Here is a 19,485-nt window from a genome sequence, read left to right on the forward strand (position 1 = left end):
TCCCCCAATCAGGGAACAGCCGACGCAATCAGTCGCCGAGCGATCACGACATCTGCTCAAGCAGCGCCTTGGCATCGATCAGGTCAGCAGTGTCGAATCCTTCGGTGAACCAGTCATAGACGGGCGATAGCAGAGCACGTGCGTCATCGGATCGACCGTTCTCCAACCACAACCGAGCCATACTCGTCGCACCGCGTAGCTCCCACGATTTAGCATGCTGGTCCCGCGCGATGGCGAGCGCGCGTTCGAAACAGCCCTCCGCTTGGACCAGATCAGGGATTTCTAGACGACACAATAGCTCGCCTTCGAGCCGACACACCTCTGCCGCATACAGACGTTCGTCATTGCGTTGCGCCCATTCCTGTGCCTCGGCCAATGCGCTCAACGCCTGTTCGAATTCACCGATCGAGCCACACGCGTCGGCGAAGATCGCCAAGAACCACGGCCAAACTGCGCCGACGCCCAACGCCCGACGGCGTTCCATAGCGTCGCGGATGTCGGAGATACCCCGGGGCGCGTCCCCAAGCTGAGCGATGGCCCAACCGCGAGGCAGCAGGCACCAGAGTCCAATGGCGTGAAGCCCATGTTCTGCTGCCACCGCGAGCGCCTCTTCCGCCTGAATCCGGGCAGGCTCGGGCTCCCGACGCAGCTGACTCAGTTGCGCGGACATCAACAGCGCCATGCCGATGCTCCCCGGGTGCCCGAGTCCACGTGCATGCGCCACCGTCTGCTCCATGGCCGTGGCCGCCTGCGTCGGGTAACCCAGCACCCAGTCGGAGAGCGCTGCGAGGTATCCGCATACGATGCCGGGATCCTGGCTATAGGCCGCAACGAATGCGCGGTGTTGGTCGGCTTCGTAGACCGCAAGGCCCTGCCGGCTGTGCGTGCGCACATCGACGAAATCGCCTTGCCACCATGCCGCGTAGGCGAGCAGCCAGTGGCCGACTGCCTGCAGGAGCGGATCGTCATGCGGCTGAGCCAGTTCCAGGAACTCCTCGGCCAAGGCCCGCGCCTCGGGCATGTGGCCGCCCACGATGTGGGCATAAGCCAGTCCGGCTAGCGCCGGGAACAGCTCGGGGGTACTGCCAACCTGCCGCGCCAGCTCGCGCGCGCGGGTGTAGATCGGCTCGCCGGAATTGGGGCCGCGAACGAAGCTCACGGAAGGACCCAGCAAAAGCTGCAGGGAGAGCTCCTGTTTGGAGCGCTGCGGATTCTCGGGCAGCGTGGCCAGCAGTTCCAAACCTCGGGTCGCGTGGTTGACTGCCTCCTGGTTCGCATATCGCTGCAGCGCGCGGCGGCCGGCTGCTTCCCAGTAGGGAATCGACTGCACGATCGAACCGGCTTCCGTGTAGTGACGAGCGAGCAGCTCGGGTTGGGTTGCGACGATCTCGGGGAAGCCGGATTCCATTGCGGTGGCGATCCGTTGGTGGTGCTGACGGCGAGCGCTCTTCAACAGCGACTGATATGCCGCGTCTTGGATGAGCGCATGCTTGAAGCGGTAGGTCGCCTGCGGCGGCGAACCCTGCTGATAGAGGAATTCGGCGGCCACCAGCTGGGCCAGCGCCTCTTGTAGTAAATCCTCGTCCCACGGAGAGACTGCCCGCAACAACGCGTAAGAGAACTCGCGACCGATCACGGCACCGAGTTGGGCTAGTCCCTTGACCGTTGACAGGCGATCCAACCGCGCCATCAACGAGTCGTGAAGGGTGTTCGGTATTGCCAGGGGCGGTAGCGGACCGTTCAACTCGTACCGATCGTCGCGCTCGTCGAGCAACCCCGACTCGAGCAGCATCTTGGTGAGTTCTTCAACGAAGAGCGGCACCCCATCGGTCCTGGACACCACCTGCTCCACGATCTCGTCGGGGAGCGACTTGCCTTGGGCTACGCGGCCAGTCAGCTCGGCGGCATCACCAGGCGCTAGCCGGGTGAGACCAACCTCGGTGACTTTGGGATCTCCCGCCCAGGGTGAGCAGAAGTCCGGTCGGCACGTGAAGAGTGCCAGTATGCGTGTGCCGTGAGCCTGCTCTATTACACGAGTGAGGAACTCCAGTGTCGTCGGATCGACCCAATGAAGGTCTTCGACGACGAAGAGCAGGGGCTGCGTAGCCGCTCTGCGGACCAGCACCTCGAGAAGCGCCCGCATGGTGTTCTGCTTCTGCTGTTCGGGAGGCAGGGCCGGCGATTCGTAGTCCGGTGCCGGCGAAATGGATAGAAGACAGCAGAGCACGGGCATCGCCTCGTCGAGGGGCAAACCGATCTGCACCAGAAAGCCTTCCAGCTTGCGCAGCTTGTCACTTGCGGAGTCCGAGCGTTCGAAGCGCAGGGCCACTCGTTCCAGCAGGTCGATGAGCGGATGGAATGCCGTGTCCTGGTGATACGGCGAACCCTGGCACGGAGTAAGCCAGCCATGTTGTTCGGCAACGTGTTCGGTCAATGCGTGAACCAACCTGCTCTTGCCGATTCCTGCTTCACCCGTGACGAGAACGACTTGCCCACTACCACTTGCGGCTTGAGACCAATACCCTTCGAGCAAGCGCAGTTCAGTGGCGCGACCGACCAGCGGGGTGAGGCCAACGCTGCCCATGGCTTCCAGTCTCGTGCGAGCGGTTCTTTCATTGAGCACCTGGTAAACACTCAAAGGCGCTGATACACCTTTGAGTGCCGGCATGCCCAACGAACGACAGTTGAACTGACCGCCGAGAAGCTGATAAGTCAGCGCGCCAATGACCAAGGTGTTCGGTGCCGCCGCAGTCTGTAGGCGAGCCGCGATGTTTGGCGTTTCTCCGAGCGCCGTGATCTCGTGGCGTGCTTCGCCGACGACCTCGCCGACCACCACCAGACCGGTATGGCAGCCCAGGCGCACTGCCAGCGAGGCGCCATACGTCTCACTGAGGATGACGTTGAGCTGTCCGACGGCCTCCACGATCCCGAGTCCGGCTCGCACGGCCCGTGGCGCATCGTCTTCGTGTGCCAGGGGGTGTCCGAAGAAGACGATCAGGCCGTCGCCGAGGTATTGGGCGATGAAGCCGTCGAAGCGGGCGATCACCTTGCCGCACGTGTCGTAGTACGCGCGCATCACTTCGCGGAATTCCTCGGGGTCGAGCTGCGCCGAGAGCGGGGTCGAGCCAACCAGGTCGCAGAATAATACCGTGAGCTGTCGCCGCTCGGCACCCGCCGGGTTCGGATCGCTTGGCGCCCACACCAAGCCTTGACCATCCTCGCGCACGCTGTCGGTGTGGGCGTACCTCAACTCGGCGCGGAGCGCGCCCAGGCGTTCGTCGTCGAGGTCGAAGTGTTCCCTCAAGGCGCGGTATGACACTCGCCCACGGCTTCGCAGAAGCTCGATCACCTCGTCGAGCGTCGCGTAGAAGTCCATGACGGCCCCCTGAACGGGTCCCCGAACCGCCAGAGGGGCGGCCCAAGCGCCACGTCAATGGTGCATCACGATGCCGATCTTGGTGACGTGCTTCACCTTATCCGTGAACTCCCTGGGTGGTGCGGCCGAGGCGGACGAGCGCGGATCTGTGTTAGGCGACCCGCGTCGCAGGACTGATCGACGCGGACTGCCTCGAGAGCACCTCCGGTCTGGCGATGATTCCCCGGAATACCCGTAGGAGCAGGTCGCCGTGCCGTTCTGAAAGGAGATCGACGCGCTCGCCGAGGGGAACGACGTCAAAGTGATGATCGAGATGCGCCCGCAGAACCTGGCGTTCAATCCACAGACAATGAAGCGGTTTGGTCAAGAAGATCCGCTGTCGTAGCCGACCCAGCGGCTCACTCAGGCGCTGCGATCGAGTGCGCTAGGCACCCAGACCGGTTGAAAACCGGCTACGTGCGCTGGTGGTCGCATTTCCGCGCCGTCCTCGGCGCACCTGTGACTGTCGGCACGCATGGCCGCGAGGTAGTTTCGAAAGTATCGGGTACTCCCGGTACGGCCGATCGTGCCGGGCTCGCAGATTCTTGGAGGTTCCACCGTGAAGTTGGCGCTCAGCGACGCCGAAGCCGCTTTTCGCGACGAGTTGCGGGAGTTCTTCACCACGCAGATACCGGCCGACGTCCGCACCCGCATGTTCGAGGGCGAGCTCCGTCTACCCGAGGACGTCGTCACCACACAACGAATCCTGAACGAGCGCGGCGTGGCCGTTCCGAACTGGCCGGTGGAATGGGGCGGTCAGGACTGGACGCCGCTGCAGCGGCAGATCTGGGCGGACGAGATGCGGCTTGCGTGCGTGCCCGAACCACTGGCCTTCAACGCCAGCATGGTCGGTCCGGTGATCGCCCGGTACGGGTCGCAAGAGCTCAAGGAACGTTTTCTGCCGGCGACCGCCAACCTCGACATCTGGTGGTGTCAGGGCTTCTCCGAGCCGGAAGCCGGTTCGGACCTGGCATCGCTGCGCACCACCGCGGTCCGCGATGGCGACAGCTACGTGATCAACGGGCAGAAGACGTGGACCACGCTGGGTCAGTACGCGGACTGGATCTTCCTGCTCGCCCGCACCGACCCGAACGCACCCAAGCGGCAAACGGGTATCTCGTTCCTGCTGGCGGAGATGTCGACGCCGGGGATCACGCTGCGCCCGATCAAGCTCATCGATGGCGGCTACGAGGTCAACGAGGTCTTCTTCGAGGACGTCCGCGTCCCAGCCGATCAACTCGTCGGCGAGGAGAACGACGGTTGGACGTACGCGAAGTTCCTGCTGAGCAACGAGCGCACCGGAATCGCGAGGATCGGCACGACCAAGGTGTGGTTGTCGCAAGTGAAGGAACGGGCAGCGAAGACGCTCACCGACCGCGGAACGCTGCTCGACGACCCGCTGTTCGCCGCCCGCGTAGCCGAGGCCGAGAATGAGCTGTTGGCTCTGGAGTTGACGCAGCTGCGGGTCAGTGGATCCGAGGCCGACGGCAAGCCCAACCCTGCATCATCGATCCTCAAATTGAAGGGCAGTCAGCTTCAACAGTCGGTCACAGAGTTACTGGTCGACGTAGCAGGCCCCGACGCACTGCCGGTCAATGCAGGTGACGAGATCACGTCGCCACCCTGGGCTCAGCTCGCCGCGCCGAAGTACCTGAACTACCGCAAGACCTCGATCTACGGCGGCACCAACGAAGTGCAACGCACCATCATCGCCTCGACGATTCTCGGACTGTGAGGACGCGCCATGAACTTTGACCTGACCGACGAGCAGGGCCTGCTGCGCGACGTGACCCGCGAGCTGCTCGAGCGCACCTACGACGTCGAGACCCGACTCAAGTTCGCCGACACCGATCTCGGGTGGAGCCGGGACGTCTGGACGCAACTGGCCGAGACCGGCATTCTCGGCCTGGGCTTCGCTCCGGAGGAGTCCGGCCAGATCGAGCTGATGGTGGTGCTCACCGAGATCGGGCGACGGCTGGCCCTCGAACCGGTTGCGCAGGCTGCACTGATTCCGGGCGGGTTGATCGCCGAACTCGGCGACGACGAACAACGAGAGCTGCTAGACGCCGTGGCGGAGGGTCGGACGCTGCTGGCCTTGGCACATCAGGAACCCGCCGCACGGGGCTTGTCGACGCGCGTCACCACCAACGCTGAGCGCCAAGGTGATTCGTGGGCCCTCAGCGGGCTCAAGAACCCGGTGCTCTCCGGCGACTGTGCCGACGTCTTCCTCGTCAGCGCGGCACTGCCCGACGGCGGGGTCGGGTTGTTCGTCGTCGACGCCAATGCCGTGACTCGGCGCGCCTTCCGCACGTTCGACGGGCAGCGTGGCGCACAGGTGAACTTGGACTCGGTAGCGGCGCAGCCACTCGGCGCCGGCGGCGATGCGACTACACAGCTGCAGAATGCACTGATTCGCCATCAGTCGGCGCTGTGCGCCGAGGCGGTCGGCGCAATGGAGGAGGCGCTGCGACTCACCACCGAATATCTGACGAGCCGCAAACAGTTCGGTGTGCCGCTCAGTAGCTTCCAGACGCTGACCCAACGTGCCGCCGACATGTATGTTTCGCTCGAACTGGCGCGCAGCATGAGCTTCTACGCCGCCATGTCGATCGCCGACGGGAACTTCGACCCGCTCATCGCCGCCCGCGCCAAGCTGCAGATCAGCCGGTCGGGTCGCCACATCGCGCAGGAAGCGATCCAACTCCACGGTGGCATCGGCGTCACCGCGGAATACCCGGTGGGTCACTACGCCGCCAGGCTCACCGCGATCGATCAGACGCTGGGTTCGGCGGACGACCAATTGCACACTCTGATCGGTGCGCTCGGGTCGTACGGGACCGTGTCTCTCTAGGGGGCCGGGCTGACGACGAGCCGCTACTTGCGTCCGAGCTCGTGCGATAGCGCCTCCAACTCGTTGCCGCCGGCCATTTCCTGGGTGAGGTGCTCGAGGGTGATCTCGTCGTAGGTGCAGTCCAACTTCTGCCGTCCGCGGTTGAGCAACACGAAGTGGTCGCCCACCATGTGTGCGTGGTGCGGGTTGTGGGTGATGAAGATGACGCCGAACCCCTGCTCCTTGGCAGCGGTGATGTAACGCAGCACCACGCCGGACTGTTTGACACCGAGTGCCGCCGTGGGCTCGTCGAGAATCAGCACCCGGGCTCCGAAGAACACCGCACGCGCGATCGCGACGCATTGACGCTGGCCACCCGACAGGGAGCCGATGGGGGCGTCCACGTCCGGTAGGTCGATCCCCATCTTCTTGAGTTCGGAGATGGTAGTGGCGCGCATCGCGTTGATGTCCAACGACTTCAGAATCCCCTTCTTCCGAAGTTCCTGCCCTAGGAGGAAGTTTCGCCACACCGGCATCAGCGCCACGACCGCGAGGTCCTGATACACCGTGGCAATGCCGTTGGCCAACGCGTCCTTCGGAGAGGCGAAGCTCATCGCCTGTCCATCGACCAGCAGTTCGCCCTCGGTGGGCTGGTGCAGGCCGGCGATGATCTTGATCAGCGTCGACTTGCCTGCACCGTTGTCACCCAGCACGCCGGTGACCTGCCCCGCTTTCACAGAGAGGTTGATGTCCTTGAGCGCGATGATGTTTCCGTAGCTCTTCCCGACGGACTTGAGCTCGATCAGTGGTACGTCGCCGCCCGAAGGAGTCTCGGCGATCGGAGCTTCAGCAGTAGTGGTCATGGTCGCTTACCTACTTCTTCGCCGCGTAGTTACGGAAGGCATTGTTGGCGATGACCGCGAACAGGAGCATCGCGCCCAGGAAGAACTTGAACCAGTCGGGGTTCCAGCCGGCATAGACGATGCCCTGGTTGGTCATGCCGAAGATGAAGGCACCGATCAAGGTGCCGATCGCGGTGCCGTACCCACCCGTGAGCAGGCACCCACCGATCACCGCGGCGATGATGTAGAGGAACTCGTTGCCGACACCCTGGCCGGACTGAATCGTGTTGAACGAGAACAGCACGTGCATCCCGACGAACCAGGCCGCGAAGCCAACGCACATGAACAGGCCGATCTTGACCTTGTTCACCGGCACACCGACTGCGCGAGCACTCTCCAGGTTGCCGCCGACGGCGAAGATCCAGTTGCCGACCCGGGTCTTGAACAGCACGTAGGTGGCGACGACGGTGAACAAGATCCACCACAGCACGGTGATCCTGACCGAGACGCCGAAGATGTTGAACGACGAAGCGAAGACCGTCCTCGCGGACTCGAAGCCCTGCATGTCTGCGACGTTCGACGATGCCACCTGACCGGTGACCAGCTTGGTCACGGCCAGGTTGATACCGGTCAACATCAGGAACGAGCTCAAGGTGATCAGGAACGATGGGATCTTCGTCTTCATCACGAGGTAGGCCGTTGAGGAAGCCGATCGCCAAGGACACACACAGCGCCAACGCGGCCCCGACCCACAGGTTGAGGTGCAGGTTGTAGGAGATCATCGACGCCGCTAGCGCACTCGTGGTTACCGCGACACCGGCGGAGAGGTCGAACTCGCCGCCGATCATCAACAGCCCCACGGCAACTGCCATGATGCCGATCGTGGAGCTGGCGTACAGCACCGTGGCCAAGGCCTCGGGGCTGCGGAAGGGCGGTGCGACGATCGCGAAGAAGACGAAGATTCCGATCGCGCCGACCAACGCACCCATCTCGGGGCGAATCAGCAAGCGTTGCAGTCGGTTCTGTTCCTTGACCCGCTCATCGGTGACGACCTTGTGGGTGCCAAGGTCCAGGTCTGCTTGGGTTGTCATGTTTCTACCTTCCGAGCCCGACTAGCGGGTTCCGGCCTCGGCCAGCGCGGCGATCGAATCGATGTTGGTCTTGTCGATGAACGAGGGGCCGGTCAACGTCGGCTTGCCGCCGCCGATGACGTTCTTGTTGTTCAGGTACAGCCACAACGAATCGACGGCCAGGTAGCCCTGCAGATAGGGCTGTTGGTCGATGGCCCACTGCACGCTGCCGTCCTTGATGGCCGAAACCAGGGCGGCGTTGGTGTCGAAGGTCGCGATCTTGGCGTTACTCCCCGCCGTCTTGGCCGACTGCACGGCACTCAGGGCAAACGGAGCTCCCAGCGTCACGATGTAGTCGATGCTCGGATCCTGCTGAAGCTTTGCGGTGATCGTCGACTCCACCGACGGCATGTCCGTGCCGTTGACGTTGAGGTTCTCCACCGAACCTGCACCCATACCCGCCTTGACGCCGGCACAGCGGGCTTCAAGCGAGACCGAACCCTGCTCCTGGACAACGCAGATCGCCTTCTTGGAACCGTCGCTCGCGAGTCGCTTTCCGGCGGCCTCGCCCGACACTCGCTCGTCTTGGCCGAAGTACTCCATGATGCCCATGTCCTGCCATTGCTCGATCCCGGCATTCAGGGCCACGACGGGGATGCCGGCGGCGACTGCACCCTTCACCGCATCCTTCATCGCGTCCGGCTGAGCCAGTGTCACGGCGATTCCGGCTACCTTGCTGTCCGTCGCGTTCTGGACCAGGTTGGCCTGGTTCGGCCCTTCCTTGTCCGACGAGTACTTGAGCTCGATGTTGTCCTTGTCGGCAGCGACTTGAGCGCCCTTGCGAATGAGATCCCAGAACGTGTCTCCGGGAGCAGCGTGGGTGACCATGGCGATCGTCACGCGCGGGGTGTTGACTCCACCGCCACTTCCGCCCGCGCCACCGGCATCGGCGGGCTTACCGCCCGTGCTCGAACACGACACGAGTCCCAGGGCGATTACCCCTGCTCCAGCGGCGGCTGCCAGCCGAACAAACTTCATCGTCTCTCCTGTCTGTGAGTGCCGTGCGACACGGCCTTGAAAACGATGTAATACGGGTCACAGCCGAAAGTCAACACTTTGTTCGGACATTAGGACTGCAGGTCATACGGAACTAGACACGCCAAAGTTAGCCAACCAACTCGTTGAATCGTCGCCCCCGGACCAACTAGCGGTCGACGAGCATCGTCTCGAAGTAGTAGCGCGAGGCGCGGTAGCAGTGATCGCCGTACTCCACGGCTTTGCCCGAGTCGTCGAAGGCAGTGCGGCTCATCGACAAAAGCGGGGCACCGGCCTTCTCGGTCAACAGCTTGGCCTCGGTCCGCGTCGCGGGTCGGGCGCCAATCCTCTGCCTGGCGAGGCGAATGTGCACGCCACGCGCACGCAACGCCTGGTATAGGCCGCTGCGTTCGAGCTCTTCGGCTTCCGGCGCCAACTCGATCGGGAGGTAGTTGACCATCACCGCAAGCGGCTCACCGTTGGCACAGCGCAATCGCTGGATGGTGACGATCTCGTGGCCACTGGGCAGGCTCAGCTGGGTGGCGACCTCGTCGTCGGCCTTGCCGACCTGGTAGTCGAGCAGTTTCGTGGTTGGTTCTTGGCCGGCACGCGCAAGGTCGTCGAAGAGGCTGGTCAATTCGACACGACGGTGAACGGGGTTCTGTACGACTTGGGTGCCGACGCCGCGCTTGCGCACCAGCAGGCCCTTGTCGACGATCTCCTGAATGGCACGCCTCGTCGTCGGCCGCGACAACGTCAGCCGCTTGGCCAGGTCGAGTTCGTTCTCGAAACGATCGCCAGGAACGAGATGGCCGTCCCTGATCGCCGCCTCGATCGCTTGGGCGAGTTGGTAATACAGCGGAACAGGGCTCGACCGGTCGAGCTCTACCTCCAGCGGCACGTCGCCTCCGATCTCGTGTGACCAGGCAAGATTGACGCCAAGGGTAGCACCGGCATGATCGCAAGTCCGAATGTCAGGACAAACTCTTGACACGGCCGAGTGACGGGGGGCACAGTCTTAGGCAAGCCCATCGATCACCGCACCCGGGAGCTGACTTGTCCAACTCACAGCCGTTCGACGTCCTCGCCATCGGGCGTAGCGGCGTCGACATCTATCCACTGCAAGTTGGTGTCGGGCTAGAGGAGGTCGAGTCCTTCGGCAAGTTCCTCGGCGGCAGCGCAGCCAACGTCGCGGTCGCCGCTGCTCGCCTCGGCAACCGCACAGCGCTGATCTCCGGCGTCGGCGACGACCCGTTTGGCCGGTTCGTCCGCGCGGAACTTGGCCGGCTCGGAGTCGACAACCGTTACGTCGCCAAGCATGATGCGTTCCCGACGCCCGTGACGTTCTGCGAGATCTTTCCGCCGGACGACTTCCCGCTGTACTTCTACCGCAAGCCGAGCGCCCCCGACCTCCAGATCGCGCCCGACGAGATCGACGCCGACGCCGTCCGGTCAGCGCGGCTATTCTGGTCGACGGTGACGGGTTTGTCCGAAGATCCCAGCCGCAGCGCACATTTCGCCGCATGGGAGGCGCGCTCTCGCGCTCCCCTGACCGTCCTCGACCTCGACTACCGCCCGATGTTCTGGGAGTCACCCGCAGCCGCAACCGAGCAGGTGCAACGCGCACTGCAGCACGTCACCGTCGCGGTCGGCAACCGCGAAGAGTGTGAGATCGCAGTCGGCGAGAGCAACCCCCACAAGGCCGCGGACGCGCTGCTCGACCTTGGCGTCGAGCTAGCGATCGTCAAGCAGGGACCACGCGGCGTGCTGGGCAAGACCCGCCACTCCTCGGTCACCGTCCGTCCCAACGAGGTGGACGTCGTCAACGGCCTGGGCGCCGGAGACAGCTTCGGCGGCAGCCTGATTCACGGTCTACTGCGCAACTGGCCACTCGAGAAGACACTGCGCTACGCGAACGCCGCAGGCGCCATCGTGGCGTCACGACTCGAATGCTCGACAGCCATGCCCACCGCCGCTGAAGTGGCGGCGTTGGCCGAACAGACCGCAGTGGAGGCCGTGAATGTCTAGTCAGCTCTGCTCCGACTACGCCGCGGTGACCGACCTGCGGGCCGCCGACCCCGGTGCGGTCGCCCGTGCGTGGAACGACCGCACCACCCGCCCGACCATCCGGGGCGACGGCCGATTGATGATCGTGGCCGCCGACCACCCTGCCCGCGGCGCACTGGCGGTCGGCACCCGTCCGACCGCCATGAACAGCCGCACCGACCTGCTTGACCGGCTGCGTGCCGCGCTCGCCGATCCCGGCGTCGACGGCGTGCTCGCGACGTCGGACATCCTCGACGACCTTCTGCTCCTCGGAGCGCTCGAGGACAAGGTGGTGTTCTCGTCGTTCAATCGTGGTGGTCTGGCGGGCGCAGCCTTCGAACTCGACGACCGGATGACCGGTGCCACCGCCGAGTCGACGGCCACCGCCAAGATGAACGGCGGAAAGATGTTGTGCCGCATCGCTCTCGACGATCCGGGCACCGTCGCCACCATGGCGGCCTGCGCGCAGGCGGTCGACGAACTCGCGGCGCGTGGACTCATCGCGATGCTCGAGCCGTTCATGTCCAGCCGCGTCAACTCCCAAGTACGCAACGACCTTAGCCCGGACGCCGTGATCAAGTCCGTCCACATCGGCCAGGGGCTCGGCGCGACGTCGGCCTACACCTGGATGAAGCTGCCCGTGGTCGTGGAGATGGATCGCGTCATGGAGTCCACCACCCTGCCGACGCTGCTGCTCGGCGGCGACCCGCCCGACCCGGACGAGGCATTCGCCAGCTGGGAGAAGGCACTCGGTCTGCCATCGGTGCGCGGACTCATCGTCGGCCGCACCCTTCTGTACCCCGCCGACGACGACGTCAGCTCCGCGGTCGCGACCGCTGTTTCCATGGTGAGGTGAGCATGTTCAGCAAGCTCTACATCCCGGCGCGCAGCGCGACCTTGCCGTTCACCGTCGACGTCACTCCGGAATCCGCAGGCTGGACCGAGTCGAGCCTCCAGGTGCTGCAGGTCGTCGATCCAGTCACGTTGCGCACCAACGACACCGAAGTCATGATCCTGCCGCTGTCCGGCGGCGGAAGCGTCGAGTGCGACGGCGAGCGACTCGAGTTGTCGCCGCGGGCCTCCGTATTCGACGGCCCCGCCGACTTCGTGTACCTCGGCATCGGGCAGACGTACACCCTGCGTGGCGAGGGTCGGTTCGCGATCTGCGGCGCCAGGGCCAAGCGGTCCTTTCCCAACCGCCGGGTAGCCGCCGGTGACGTATCGGTCGAACTGCGCGGCGCGGGCAACTGCAGCCGCCAGGTCCACAACTTCGGCACAGCAGGCGTTTTCGAGGCCGACTCACTGATCGCCTGCGAGGTCATCACGCCCGGCGGCAACTGGTCGAGCTACCCCGCCCACAAGCACGACGAGAACACGCCGACCCAATCGGAACTGGAAGAGATCTACTACTTCGAGATCGCAGCCGGGCCCGACGGTTCTCGCGGGTTCGGATATCACCGCGTGTACGGCACCCCCGACCGTCCGATCGAGGTGCTCGAGGAGGTCCGCACCGGCGACGTGGTGCTCGTACCGCACGGCTATCACGGCCCGTCGGTCGCCGCGCCCGGCTACCACATGTACTACCTGAACGTGATGGCCGGACCGGGCGCCGAGCGCGCCTGGAAGATCGTCGACGACCCCGAGCACGCCTGGCTACGCGGCACCTGGGACGACCAGGACGTCGACCCCAGACTCCCACTGCACTCACCCTCGTCCCAAGGAGCATGACCGTGGTTTCCACTGCGCCGAAGAAGGCGGAGAAGATCCCCGACGCCGAGGTCACCGTGCGACTCACCGTCGCGCAGGCCACCATTCGGTTCCTCGGCAACCAGTACGTCGAGCACGACGGCAAGCGCTCCAAGTTCTTCGCGGGCGCGTTCGGCATCTTCGGGCACGGCAACGTGGCAGGTCTCGGCCAAGCCTTGCTCCAGGACGAGATCACCGCGTTCGAGGCGGGCACCGAGCCCTCCCTTCGCTACGTGCTAGGCCGCAACGAGCAGGCCATGGTGCACAGTGCGGTCGCCTTCGCCCGTCAGAAGGACCGACTGCAGACGTGGGCCGTCACCGCCAGCGTCGGACCCGGGTCGACCAACATGTTGACGGGTGCCGCGCTCGCGACCATCAACCGCCTGCCCGTCCTGCTGCTGCCCGCCGACACCTTCGCGACGCGGGTCAGTTCGCCCGTACTGCAGGAACTCGAGCTACCGTCCTCCGGCGACGTCACCGTCAACGACGCGTTCAAGCCACTGTCGCGCTATTTCGACCGCGTCTGGCGCCCTGAGCAGCTGCCCGCCGCGCTGCTCGGCGCAATGCGGGTGCTCACCGACCCCGTCGAAACCGGAGCGGCCACCGTCGCGATACCGCAGGACGTCCAGGCCGAGGCCCACGACTGGCCGGAATCCCTCTTCGCGGAGCGCACCTGGCACGTCGCACGTCCGATGCCGGAGCGCTCGGTGATCGCCCGTGCGGCCGACGTCATCCGCACTGCCCGCAAGCCGCTGATCGTGGCCGGCGGCGGCGTCATCTACTCCGACGCCACCGATGCCCTCGCCGCGTTCTGCGAGAAGACGGGGATTCCCGTGGGGCAGAGCCAGGCGGGCAAGGGTTCACTCCCCTACGACCACCCGCAGTCCGTCGGCGCCGTCGGCTCGACCGGAACCACGGCGGCCAACGCGCTGGCCACCGAAGCCGACGTCGTCATCGGAATCGGCACCCGCTACAGCGATTTCACCAGCGCATCGCGGACCGCGTTCAACAACCCAGACGTCCGCTTCGTGAACGTCAACGTGGCGTCGATCGACTCGGTCAAGCAGGGCGGAGTCAGCGTCGTCTCGGATGCGCGCGAGGCGATCGAAGCACTGGGTGTCGCGTTGGGCGACTACTCGGTCAGTGACGAATACCGCACCTGCACCGCGGAACTCGCCACCGAGTGGGAGGACACCGTCTCCGCCGCCTACCGGTTCGATGACGGCGCAGCGCTCAACCAGAACCAGGTGATCGGGCTCGTCAATACGTTGTCCGATCCGCGCGACGTGGTGGTCTGTGCCGCCGGCTCGATGCCCGGTGATCTCCACAAGCTGTGGCGGACGCGCGATCGCAAGGGCTACCACGTCGAATACGGTTTCTCCTGCATGGGATACGAGGTGGCCGGCGGCATCGGCGCCAAGATGGCCGAGCCCGATCGCGACGTGTTCATCATGGTCGGCGACGGCTCCTACCTGATGATGGCCACCGAACTGGTCACCGCGGTGCAGGAGAACGTCAAGGTGATCGTGGTGCTGGTGCAGAACCACGGGTTCGCGTCGATCGGTTCACTGTCGGAAGCGCTGGGGTCCCAACGGTTCGGCACGTCGTACCGGTACCGCAGCGACGACGGACGACTCGACGGTGCCAAGCTGCCCGTCGACCTGGCGGCGAACGCCGCCAGCCTTGGCGCCGACGTCATTCGCGTCGTCACCGCCGCCGAGTTCACCGATGCGGTCAAGGTGGCCAAGGCCAGTGACCGGACCACGGTGATCCACGTCGAGACCGACCCCCTGATCGCCGCACCGGACAGCGAGTCCTGGTGGGACGTAGCGGTATCCGAGACCTCCACTCTCGAGTCCACCCAGTCCGCGTACCAGACGTATGCGGACTGGAAGAAGATCCAGCGGCCCTTCGTTCGGCCCAGCGAATAACCCGAGACAGCTGAAGGCGAGACCCGTGAGCACCACCCTGGTCGGCTCGGCCCCCGACTTCCGGAATGAACTGCGTGTCGCCGTGCTCGGCGTCGGCATCATGGGCGCCGATCACGTCGCCCGTTTGACCACCACGATCTCCGGCGCCCGGGTGACGGTCGTCAACGACTACCTCACCGAAAAGGCGGAGACGATCGCCGCCGACATTCCCGGCTGCCGCGCCATCTCCGATCCTCTCGACGCGATCGCCGACTCGGACGTCGACGCCGTCGTACTCGCGACGCCCGGGCCTACCCATGAGAAGCAGTTGCTGGCCTGCATCGAGCACGACAAGCCGGTGCTGTGCGAGAAGCCGCTCACCACTGATGTCAATACGTCTCTGGAGGTGGTCAGGCGCGAAGCCGAGCACGACAGGCGCCTCATCCAGGTCGGCTTCATGCGCCGGTTCGACCACGAGTACGCCCAACTCAAGGCGCTGCTGGACAGTGGGGATCTGGGCCGCGCGCTGGTGCTGCACTGCGTGCATCGCAATCCCGCTGTTCCGCCGAGCTTCGATAGCGCCATGGTGGTTCGCGACTCACTAGTGCACGAGGTCGACGTCACCCGCTTTCTCTTCGACGAAGAGATCGCCTCGATTCAGATCGTCAAACCATCGGCGAACCCTGGGGCACCCGCCGGCCTGGCCGATCCGCAGATCGCGATCATGCGAACGGCCTTGGGCCGCCACGTCGACGTCGAACTGTTCGTGACAACCGGCGTGGCCTACGAGGTGCGCACCGAAGTCGTCGCCGAGAAGGGCAGCGCGATGATCGGCCTCGACGTCGGCATGGTCCGAAAGACCGCTCCGGACACCCGGGGTGGCCAGATCACGCCGGGCTTCCGCGAGCGCTTCGGTCAGGCGTACGACACCGAGTTCCAACGGTGGGTGGACGCCGTGCGATCGGGAGTGAACGTCGACGGCCCTGGAGCATGGGATGGCTATGCCGCATCAGCTGTGTGCGAAGCCGGTGTGGCCTCACTGCGGACCGGCGAGCCCACTGCGGTGTCGATGGTGGCCCGCGAATCGATCAAGGGAGCATGACTCGTGAAGATCGCCCTTGACCCAACCCCGCCCCAGCCACGGTGGCATCGAACTGGGCTTCCCCCAGAACGCCTCGCCAAGAGTGCGTGTCTGCGGGCGACACGGCGTGGGATTTCCGTAGATCACGCACGCTCGCGCCCGGGCTGAGGAGGCATCGACAAAGAGCCGCGACTCGTCGCGACGGCCTAGACGTGCGCGGCCCGGTGCACACGGAACACGTGGGTCAGCCGCCGGTCAGCTTGCCGCGCAGGGCCGCGTCGACCGGTCCGGCTGGCTCGTCGTCGAGTGACCCGATGAAGACGGCCGCGATCTCGTCGGCTTCCGCGTCGGCCACCGCCCGCCATGCCACCAGATTGGGATGGCTGAAGTCGGTCGCCGCCTCCGCGGGTGCCAGCTGGGTGATCAGCTCGTTCAATTGCGCTGGAGTGAGCAGGAACTCGCGCAGCTCTCCTCGGTCATGCTCGTGATTGTGCCCTGCCGGGGTGCGCGGCCACTCGTCAGGCAGCGAGGCCGAGTTCCTCAGCGTTCTGGTATTCGTCGTCGATCAGAACGACTGTGCGGCCCGGCCGGTCGATCATGGAAGCCGCGATGGAGGACCGGTAGCCCGACGCGCAGTGCACCCAGACCTCACCCTCGGGTACTTCGTCGATGCGGTCGAGGAGTTCGTGCAGCGGGACGTTGAGCGCGCCGGGGATGCTGCCGTCGTCGAATTCCTGGCTCTGACGGACGTCGAGGACCACTATGTCCTTGGTGCCGAGGACCTCGGCGAGTTCGGCGAACGACGCGACTCGGTAGGAACGAAGCTCCGTTCCCGCGCGAAGGCCGTCGACGTCACCGACCGCGGCACCCTCTAGCTCATCGATGCCGATTCGGACGAGTTCCCTTCTGGCCGCGGCGATCTGTTCGGTGCCTTCCCCGATGAGGGTCAAGGGTCGACCCCATTCGTAGAGCCATCCCAGGTATGTCACGAAAGAGTCCGACAGCTCGAATCCGCGGGTGCCTGCGAGGTGCCCGGCGGCGAATGCCGTGCGCTTCCGCAGATCCACGACCCATTCCCCCGCCGCGATTCGGCGGTGCAGTTCGACGGGGTCGACCGGTTCGGGCGGAGACAGGTCCACCGGTGCAGGCCCGGCCTTGTTGATGGCGCCCATGTGGGCGTAGTACGCGGGATAGGCGGAGAGTCCGGCGAGCAGATCGTCGACGTACGTCTGCTCGTCATCCGTCAGCGCCGGATTGGTTTGGCGTTCATCGCCGATCGTGGACGAGTCACCGCTGGCGGGTGTGGCAGAGCAGAAGCTGCCGAACCCGTGGGTCGGATATATCGCGGTCTCGTCGGGTAACTCATCGGCGAGGCGTCGCACCGAGTGGTACTGCGCGTGGGTCAGGTCGTTGGTGTGTTCGGCGCCGAGCAGGTCCGTGCGCCCGGTGGTGCCGTGCAACATCGAGCCGCCGGTGAACACCCCGCACACGGTGCCGCTGGTGTCGCGCAACACGTAGCTGACGTGGTGGTGGGTGTGGCCGGGAGTGTGGACAACATGCAGTTGGATGGCGCCGGCGTCGATGATCGCACCGTCCACCGCCGGTCGGCGATCGTAGGCGACGTCGTCGCCGGCAGGCACGACGTACTCGGCCCCGACGGTGCGCGACAATTCCAGTCCGCCCGTGACGTAGTCGTTGTGGATGTGGGTCTCGAGGACGTGGGTGATGGTCACCCCACCGTCTTCGGCGAGGGACAGCACGCGGTCGATGTCCCGTTGGGGGTCGATGACCACGGCGCTACGGCCGTCGCTGACCAGGTAACTGCGATCTCCGAGGCTGGAGGTTTCGATGATGGAAATGTGCACGTGGGGCTCCCTGGTTTTCTAGTGGATGAAGACGGTGTCGACGAGGACGTAGGCCGCAACGGCGAATACCAGGTAGGCGAACCAGTGCTGCAGTCGTCGGGTGTCGAGCTTGGTGCCGTAATGGCCTGCGATCAGCGAGCCGACGATGGCGGTGCCGACGAATGCGCCGGTGATCGACCAGTCGATGCTGGTCCCACTCACGTGTGACACGACGCCTGCCGCTGAGTTGGCGACGATGATGAGAAGCGACGTGCCAATGGCAATCGGCATCTCCACCCCGAGCATCAGCACCAGGGCCGGGATGATCAGGAAGCCACCGCCGACACCAAAGAGTCCGGTGAGCAGACCGACGACAAACCCGGCGGGGATCGATCTCGGCGCGCAGCGGCGCCAGTTGATTCCGGAATCGCCGACCTTGCACGCGGTGCCGGTGTCGCCGTTGTCCTGCAGCATCCGGATTCCCGCGGCCACCATCACCACGGCGAAGCCGATCAGAAGGGCCGTTGGGGGCAGGTGTCTGCCGATGGCTGTGCCGACGAAGGTAGCCGGGATGCCGGCTACCGCGAAGATGGCGGCCAGTCGCCACTGCACTTGCCGGGCACGGATTTTGGGTAGCGCGCCCACGGCCGAGGCAACGCCGACCACGATCAGCGACATCGGAATGGCCTGCTCGATTCCCAGCCCGAGGACGTAAACCAGCGCCGGAACCGCGAGGATGGACCCGCCACCGCCGAGCAGTCCCAGCAATACGCCGATGACGGCGCCGAGGGCGAGGGTGATTCCGATGGTCATCGATTGCCTCTCACCCGCGTATCGCGGGTTCCGGTTACTCCGCCCGAGCGGTCTGGGACAGTGCGTCGATTGCAGCGTGCAGCTTGGCTGAGGCGTCGTCGGCGACCTCGCGCAGGCCAGGCTGGTCGGCCACTTGAACCATGATCTCGGGGTCCATCGCGTCGACGATCACTGCGCCGTCGTCGTTCGGGTCTGAACGCACGACGACGTTGCACGGCAACAACAACCCGATCCGTCGATCCACGTTGACTGCCCGGTGCGCCAGTGCTGGGTTGCACGCCCCGAGAATCAGATAGTTCTCCATGTCTTCGCCAAGCTTCGCCTTCACGATGGCCCTGACGTCGATCTCGGTGAGAACTCCAAATCCCTGCTCAAACAGCGCTTTTCGGGTCATCTCCACTGCGTCGTCGAACGAGGCACGCAGTGTGGTAGATAGTGCGAGTGCCATAACAGGTCTCCTTTAACAGGACTTCACGGTGACTGCCCGAAGTCGGCAGGTTCCAGCAGCGCGTTCGCCACTCGCTCGGGTCACCCATGGGCACTCGGACTCTAACGCCACTGGGTAAGCTATACCCCTACTGGTATATCAGAGTTCTGCGTGAACCGGCAAAGGTGCGGCTCGCTTCGGGGCATTCAGCGCGCCACCGCGAACCGCCAACTCGGGTGCGCGGCTGCGGCGTGGCGTCCCGGTTGCAGGTGCACCGTTGGCTCGCGGGCACGGAGTGCATCACGTCGTCGACGTGTTGGCCGCATCCGGCCCAGCCGGTCTTGCCGCATGTGGGGCATCTCTGGGGGTAGCACATGTGTTCTCCTGGGCTGGTTTCGTATTCGGTCAGGAGGTCGCGGCGGCGTT

Annotated in this window: 16 protein-coding genes and 1 pseudogene; 7 read left to right on the top strand and 10 right to left on the bottom strand. The window is 64.9% G+C overall.

Annotated features, from left to right (window positions below; genetic code table 11):
- Positions 1-43: 43 nt before the first annotated feature.
- Positions 44-3,376 carry an ATP-binding protein gene (locus tag VET27_RS02705; protein ID WP_526514872.1) on the bottom strand — a complete coding sequence of 1,111 codons (3,333 nt, stop codon included), beginning with the start codon at positions 3,374-3,376 and terminating at the stop codon, positions 44-46.
- A gap of 598 nt (positions 3,377-3,974) precedes the next feature.
- On the opposite strand from VET27_RS02705, the gene VET27_RS02710 reads away from it, so the two are divergent.
- Entirely contained in the window at positions 3,975-5,150 is a 1,176-nt protein-coding gene (locus tag VET27_RS02710; protein ID WP_526514874.1) for an acyl-CoA dehydrogenase family protein, read from the top strand.
- A 9-nt stretch (positions 5,151-5,159) separates the two neighbouring features.
- Positions 5,160-6,266 (top strand): acyl-CoA dehydrogenase family protein, encoded by a 1,107-nt coding sequence (locus VET27_RS02715; RefSeq protein WP_526514876.1) that lies wholly within the window; start codon positions 5,160-5,162, stop codon positions 6,264-6,266.
- A 23-nt stretch (positions 6,267-6,289) separates the two neighbouring features.
- Here VET27_RS02715 and VET27_RS02720 read toward each other — a convergent pair whose 3' ends face one another.
- From VET27_RS02720 to VET27_RS02735, 4 genes and pseudogenes are all read right to left on the bottom strand, one after another.
- Positions 6,290-7,108 carry an ATP-binding cassette domain-containing protein gene (locus tag VET27_RS02720; RefSeq protein WP_526514878.1) on the bottom strand — a complete coding sequence of 273 codons (819 nt, stop codon included), beginning with the start codon at positions 7,106-7,108 and terminating at the stop codon, positions 6,290-6,292.
- Positions 7,109-7,118: 10 nt separating this feature from the next.
- Positions 7,119-8,178: pseudogene (locus VET27_RS02725) on the bottom strand (ABC transporter permease).
- A gap of 21 nt (positions 8,179-8,199) precedes the next feature.
- The gene (locus VET27_RS02730; RefSeq protein WP_526514880.1) at positions 8,200-9,195 is read right to left on the bottom strand and encodes a substrate-binding domain-containing protein; all 996 of its coding nucleotides are present in this window, start codon (positions 9,193-9,195) and stop codon (positions 8,200-8,202) included.
- Positions 9,196-9,361: 166 nt separating this feature from the next.
- Positions 9,362-10,093, bottom strand: coding sequence for a GntR family transcriptional regulator (locus VET27_RS02735; RefSeq protein ID WP_526514882.1), 732 nt, complete (start codon positions 10,091-10,093; stop codon positions 9,362-9,364).
- Between the two features lie 155 nt (positions 10,094-10,248).
- On the opposite strand from VET27_RS02735, the gene iolC reads away from it, so the two are divergent.
- The 5 genes from iolC to VET27_RS02760 are packed head-to-tail and all read left to right on the top strand — an operon-like array spanning position 10,249 to position 15,996.
- A complete protein-coding gene (gene iolC, locus VET27_RS02740; protein ID WP_526514884.1) occupies positions 10,249-11,220 on the top strand; it encodes a 5-dehydro-2-deoxygluconokinase in 972 nt (323 codons plus the stop codon).
- On the top strand, positions 11,213-12,094 hold the full coding sequence (locus tag VET27_RS02745; RefSeq protein WP_526514886.1) for a Cgl0159 family (beta/alpha)8-fold protein: 882 nt from the start codon (positions 11,213-11,215) through the stop codon (positions 12,092-12,094). Before iolC ends, VET27_RS02745 begins: the two co-directional genes overlap by 8 nt.
- 2 nt (positions 12,095-12,096) lie before the next feature.
- Positions 12,097-12,966: a 5-deoxy-glucuronate isomerase gene (iolB, locus tag VET27_RS02750; protein ID WP_526514914.1), complete on the top strand. Its 870-nt coding sequence runs from the start codon at positions 12,097-12,099 to the stop codon at positions 12,964-12,966.
- Between the two features lie 2 nt (positions 12,967-12,968).
- Positions 12,969-14,915, top strand: coding sequence for a 3D-(3,5/4)-trihydroxycyclohexane-1,2-dione acylhydrolase (decyclizing) (gene iolD / locus VET27_RS02755; protein WP_526514888.1), 1,947 nt, complete (start codon positions 12,969-12,971; stop codon positions 14,913-14,915).
- A 25-nt stretch (positions 14,916-14,940) separates the two neighbouring features.
- Positions 14,941-15,996, top strand: coding sequence for a Gfo/Idh/MocA family protein (locus VET27_RS02760; RefSeq protein WP_526514890.1), 1,056 nt, complete (start codon positions 14,941-14,943; stop codon positions 15,994-15,996).
- 223 nt (positions 15,997-16,219) lie between these two features.
- On the opposite strand, the gene VET27_RS02765 is transcribed toward VET27_RS02760, so the two are convergent.
- The 5 genes from VET27_RS02765 to VET27_RS02785 all read right to left on the bottom strand — a co-directional run bounded on the left by VET27_RS02765 (position 16,220) and on the right by VET27_RS02785 (position 19,435).
- Positions 16,220-16,411 (bottom strand): hypothetical protein, encoded by a 192-nt coding sequence (locus VET27_RS02765; RefSeq protein WP_526514892.1) that lies wholly within the window; start codon positions 16,409-16,411, stop codon positions 16,220-16,222.
- 82 nt (positions 16,412-16,493) lie between these two features.
- A complete protein-coding gene (locus tag VET27_RS02770; protein ID WP_526514894.1) occupies positions 16,494-17,840 on the bottom strand; it encodes an MBL fold metallo-hydrolase in 1,347 nt (448 codons plus the stop codon).
- A gap of 18 nt (positions 17,841-17,858) precedes the next feature.
- Positions 17,859-18,632 carry a sulfite exporter TauE/SafE family protein gene (locus VET27_RS02775; RefSeq protein WP_526514896.1) on the bottom strand — a complete coding sequence of 258 codons (774 nt, stop codon included), beginning with the start codon at positions 18,630-18,632 and terminating at the stop codon, positions 17,859-17,861.
- A gap of 34 nt (positions 18,633-18,666) precedes the next feature.
- A complete protein-coding gene (locus VET27_RS02780; protein ID WP_526514898.1) occupies positions 18,667-19,080 on the bottom strand; it encodes a DUF302 domain-containing protein in 414 nt (137 codons plus the stop codon).
- A gap of 127 nt (positions 19,081-19,207) precedes the next feature.
- Positions 19,208-19,435 (bottom strand): DUF8730 family Cys-rich protein, encoded by a 228-nt coding sequence (locus VET27_RS02785; protein ID WP_526514916.1) that lies wholly within the window; start codon positions 19,433-19,435, stop codon positions 19,208-19,210.
- Positions 19,436-19,485 lie beyond the last annotated feature (50 nt).

Origin of the sequence: Mycobacterium sp. (genome assembly GCF_035633495.1) — a bacterium.
GTDB lineage: Bacteria > Actinomycetota > Actinomycetes > Mycobacteriales > Mycobacteriaceae > Mycobacterium.

What these genes read in the sequence shown, in the direction of transcription:
- VET27_RS02705 (WP_526514872.1), bottom strand. Translation starts at nt 3,376, where the DNA reads ATGGACTTCTACGCGACGCTCGACGAGGTGATCGAGCTTCTGCGAAGC.
- VET27_RS02715 (WP_526514876.1), top strand. Translation starts at nt 5,160, where the DNA reads ATGAACTTTGACCTGACCGACGAGCAGGGCCTGCTGCGCGACGTGACC.
- VET27_RS02720 (WP_526514878.1), bottom strand. Translation starts at nt 7,108, where the DNA reads ATGACCACTACTGCTGAAGCTCCGATCGCCGAGACTCCTTCGGGCGGC.
- VET27_RS02730 (WP_526514880.1), bottom strand. Translation starts at nt 9,195, where the DNA reads ATGAAGTTTGTTCGGCTGGCAGCCGCCGCTGGAGCAGGGGTAATCGCC.
- VET27_RS02745 (WP_526514886.1), top strand. Translation starts at nt 11,213, where the DNA reads ATGTCTAGTCAGCTCTGCTCCGACTACGCCGCGGTGACCGACCTGCGG.
- iolB (WP_526514914.1), top strand. Translation starts at nt 12,097, where the DNA reads ATGTTCAGCAAGCTCTACATCCCGGCGCGCAGCGCGACCTTGCCGTTC.
- VET27_RS02775 (WP_526514896.1), bottom strand. Translation starts at nt 18,632, where the DNA reads ATGACCATCGGAATCACCCTCGCCCTCGGCGCCGTCATCGGCGTATTG.
- VET27_RS02780 (WP_526514898.1), bottom strand. Translation starts at nt 19,080, where the DNA reads ATGGCACTCGCACTATCTACCACACTGCGTGCCTCGTTCGACGACGCA.
- VET27_RS02785 (WP_526514916.1), bottom strand. Translation starts at nt 19,435, where the DNA reads ATGTGCTACCCCCAGAGATGCCCCACATGCGGCAAGACCGGCTGGGCC.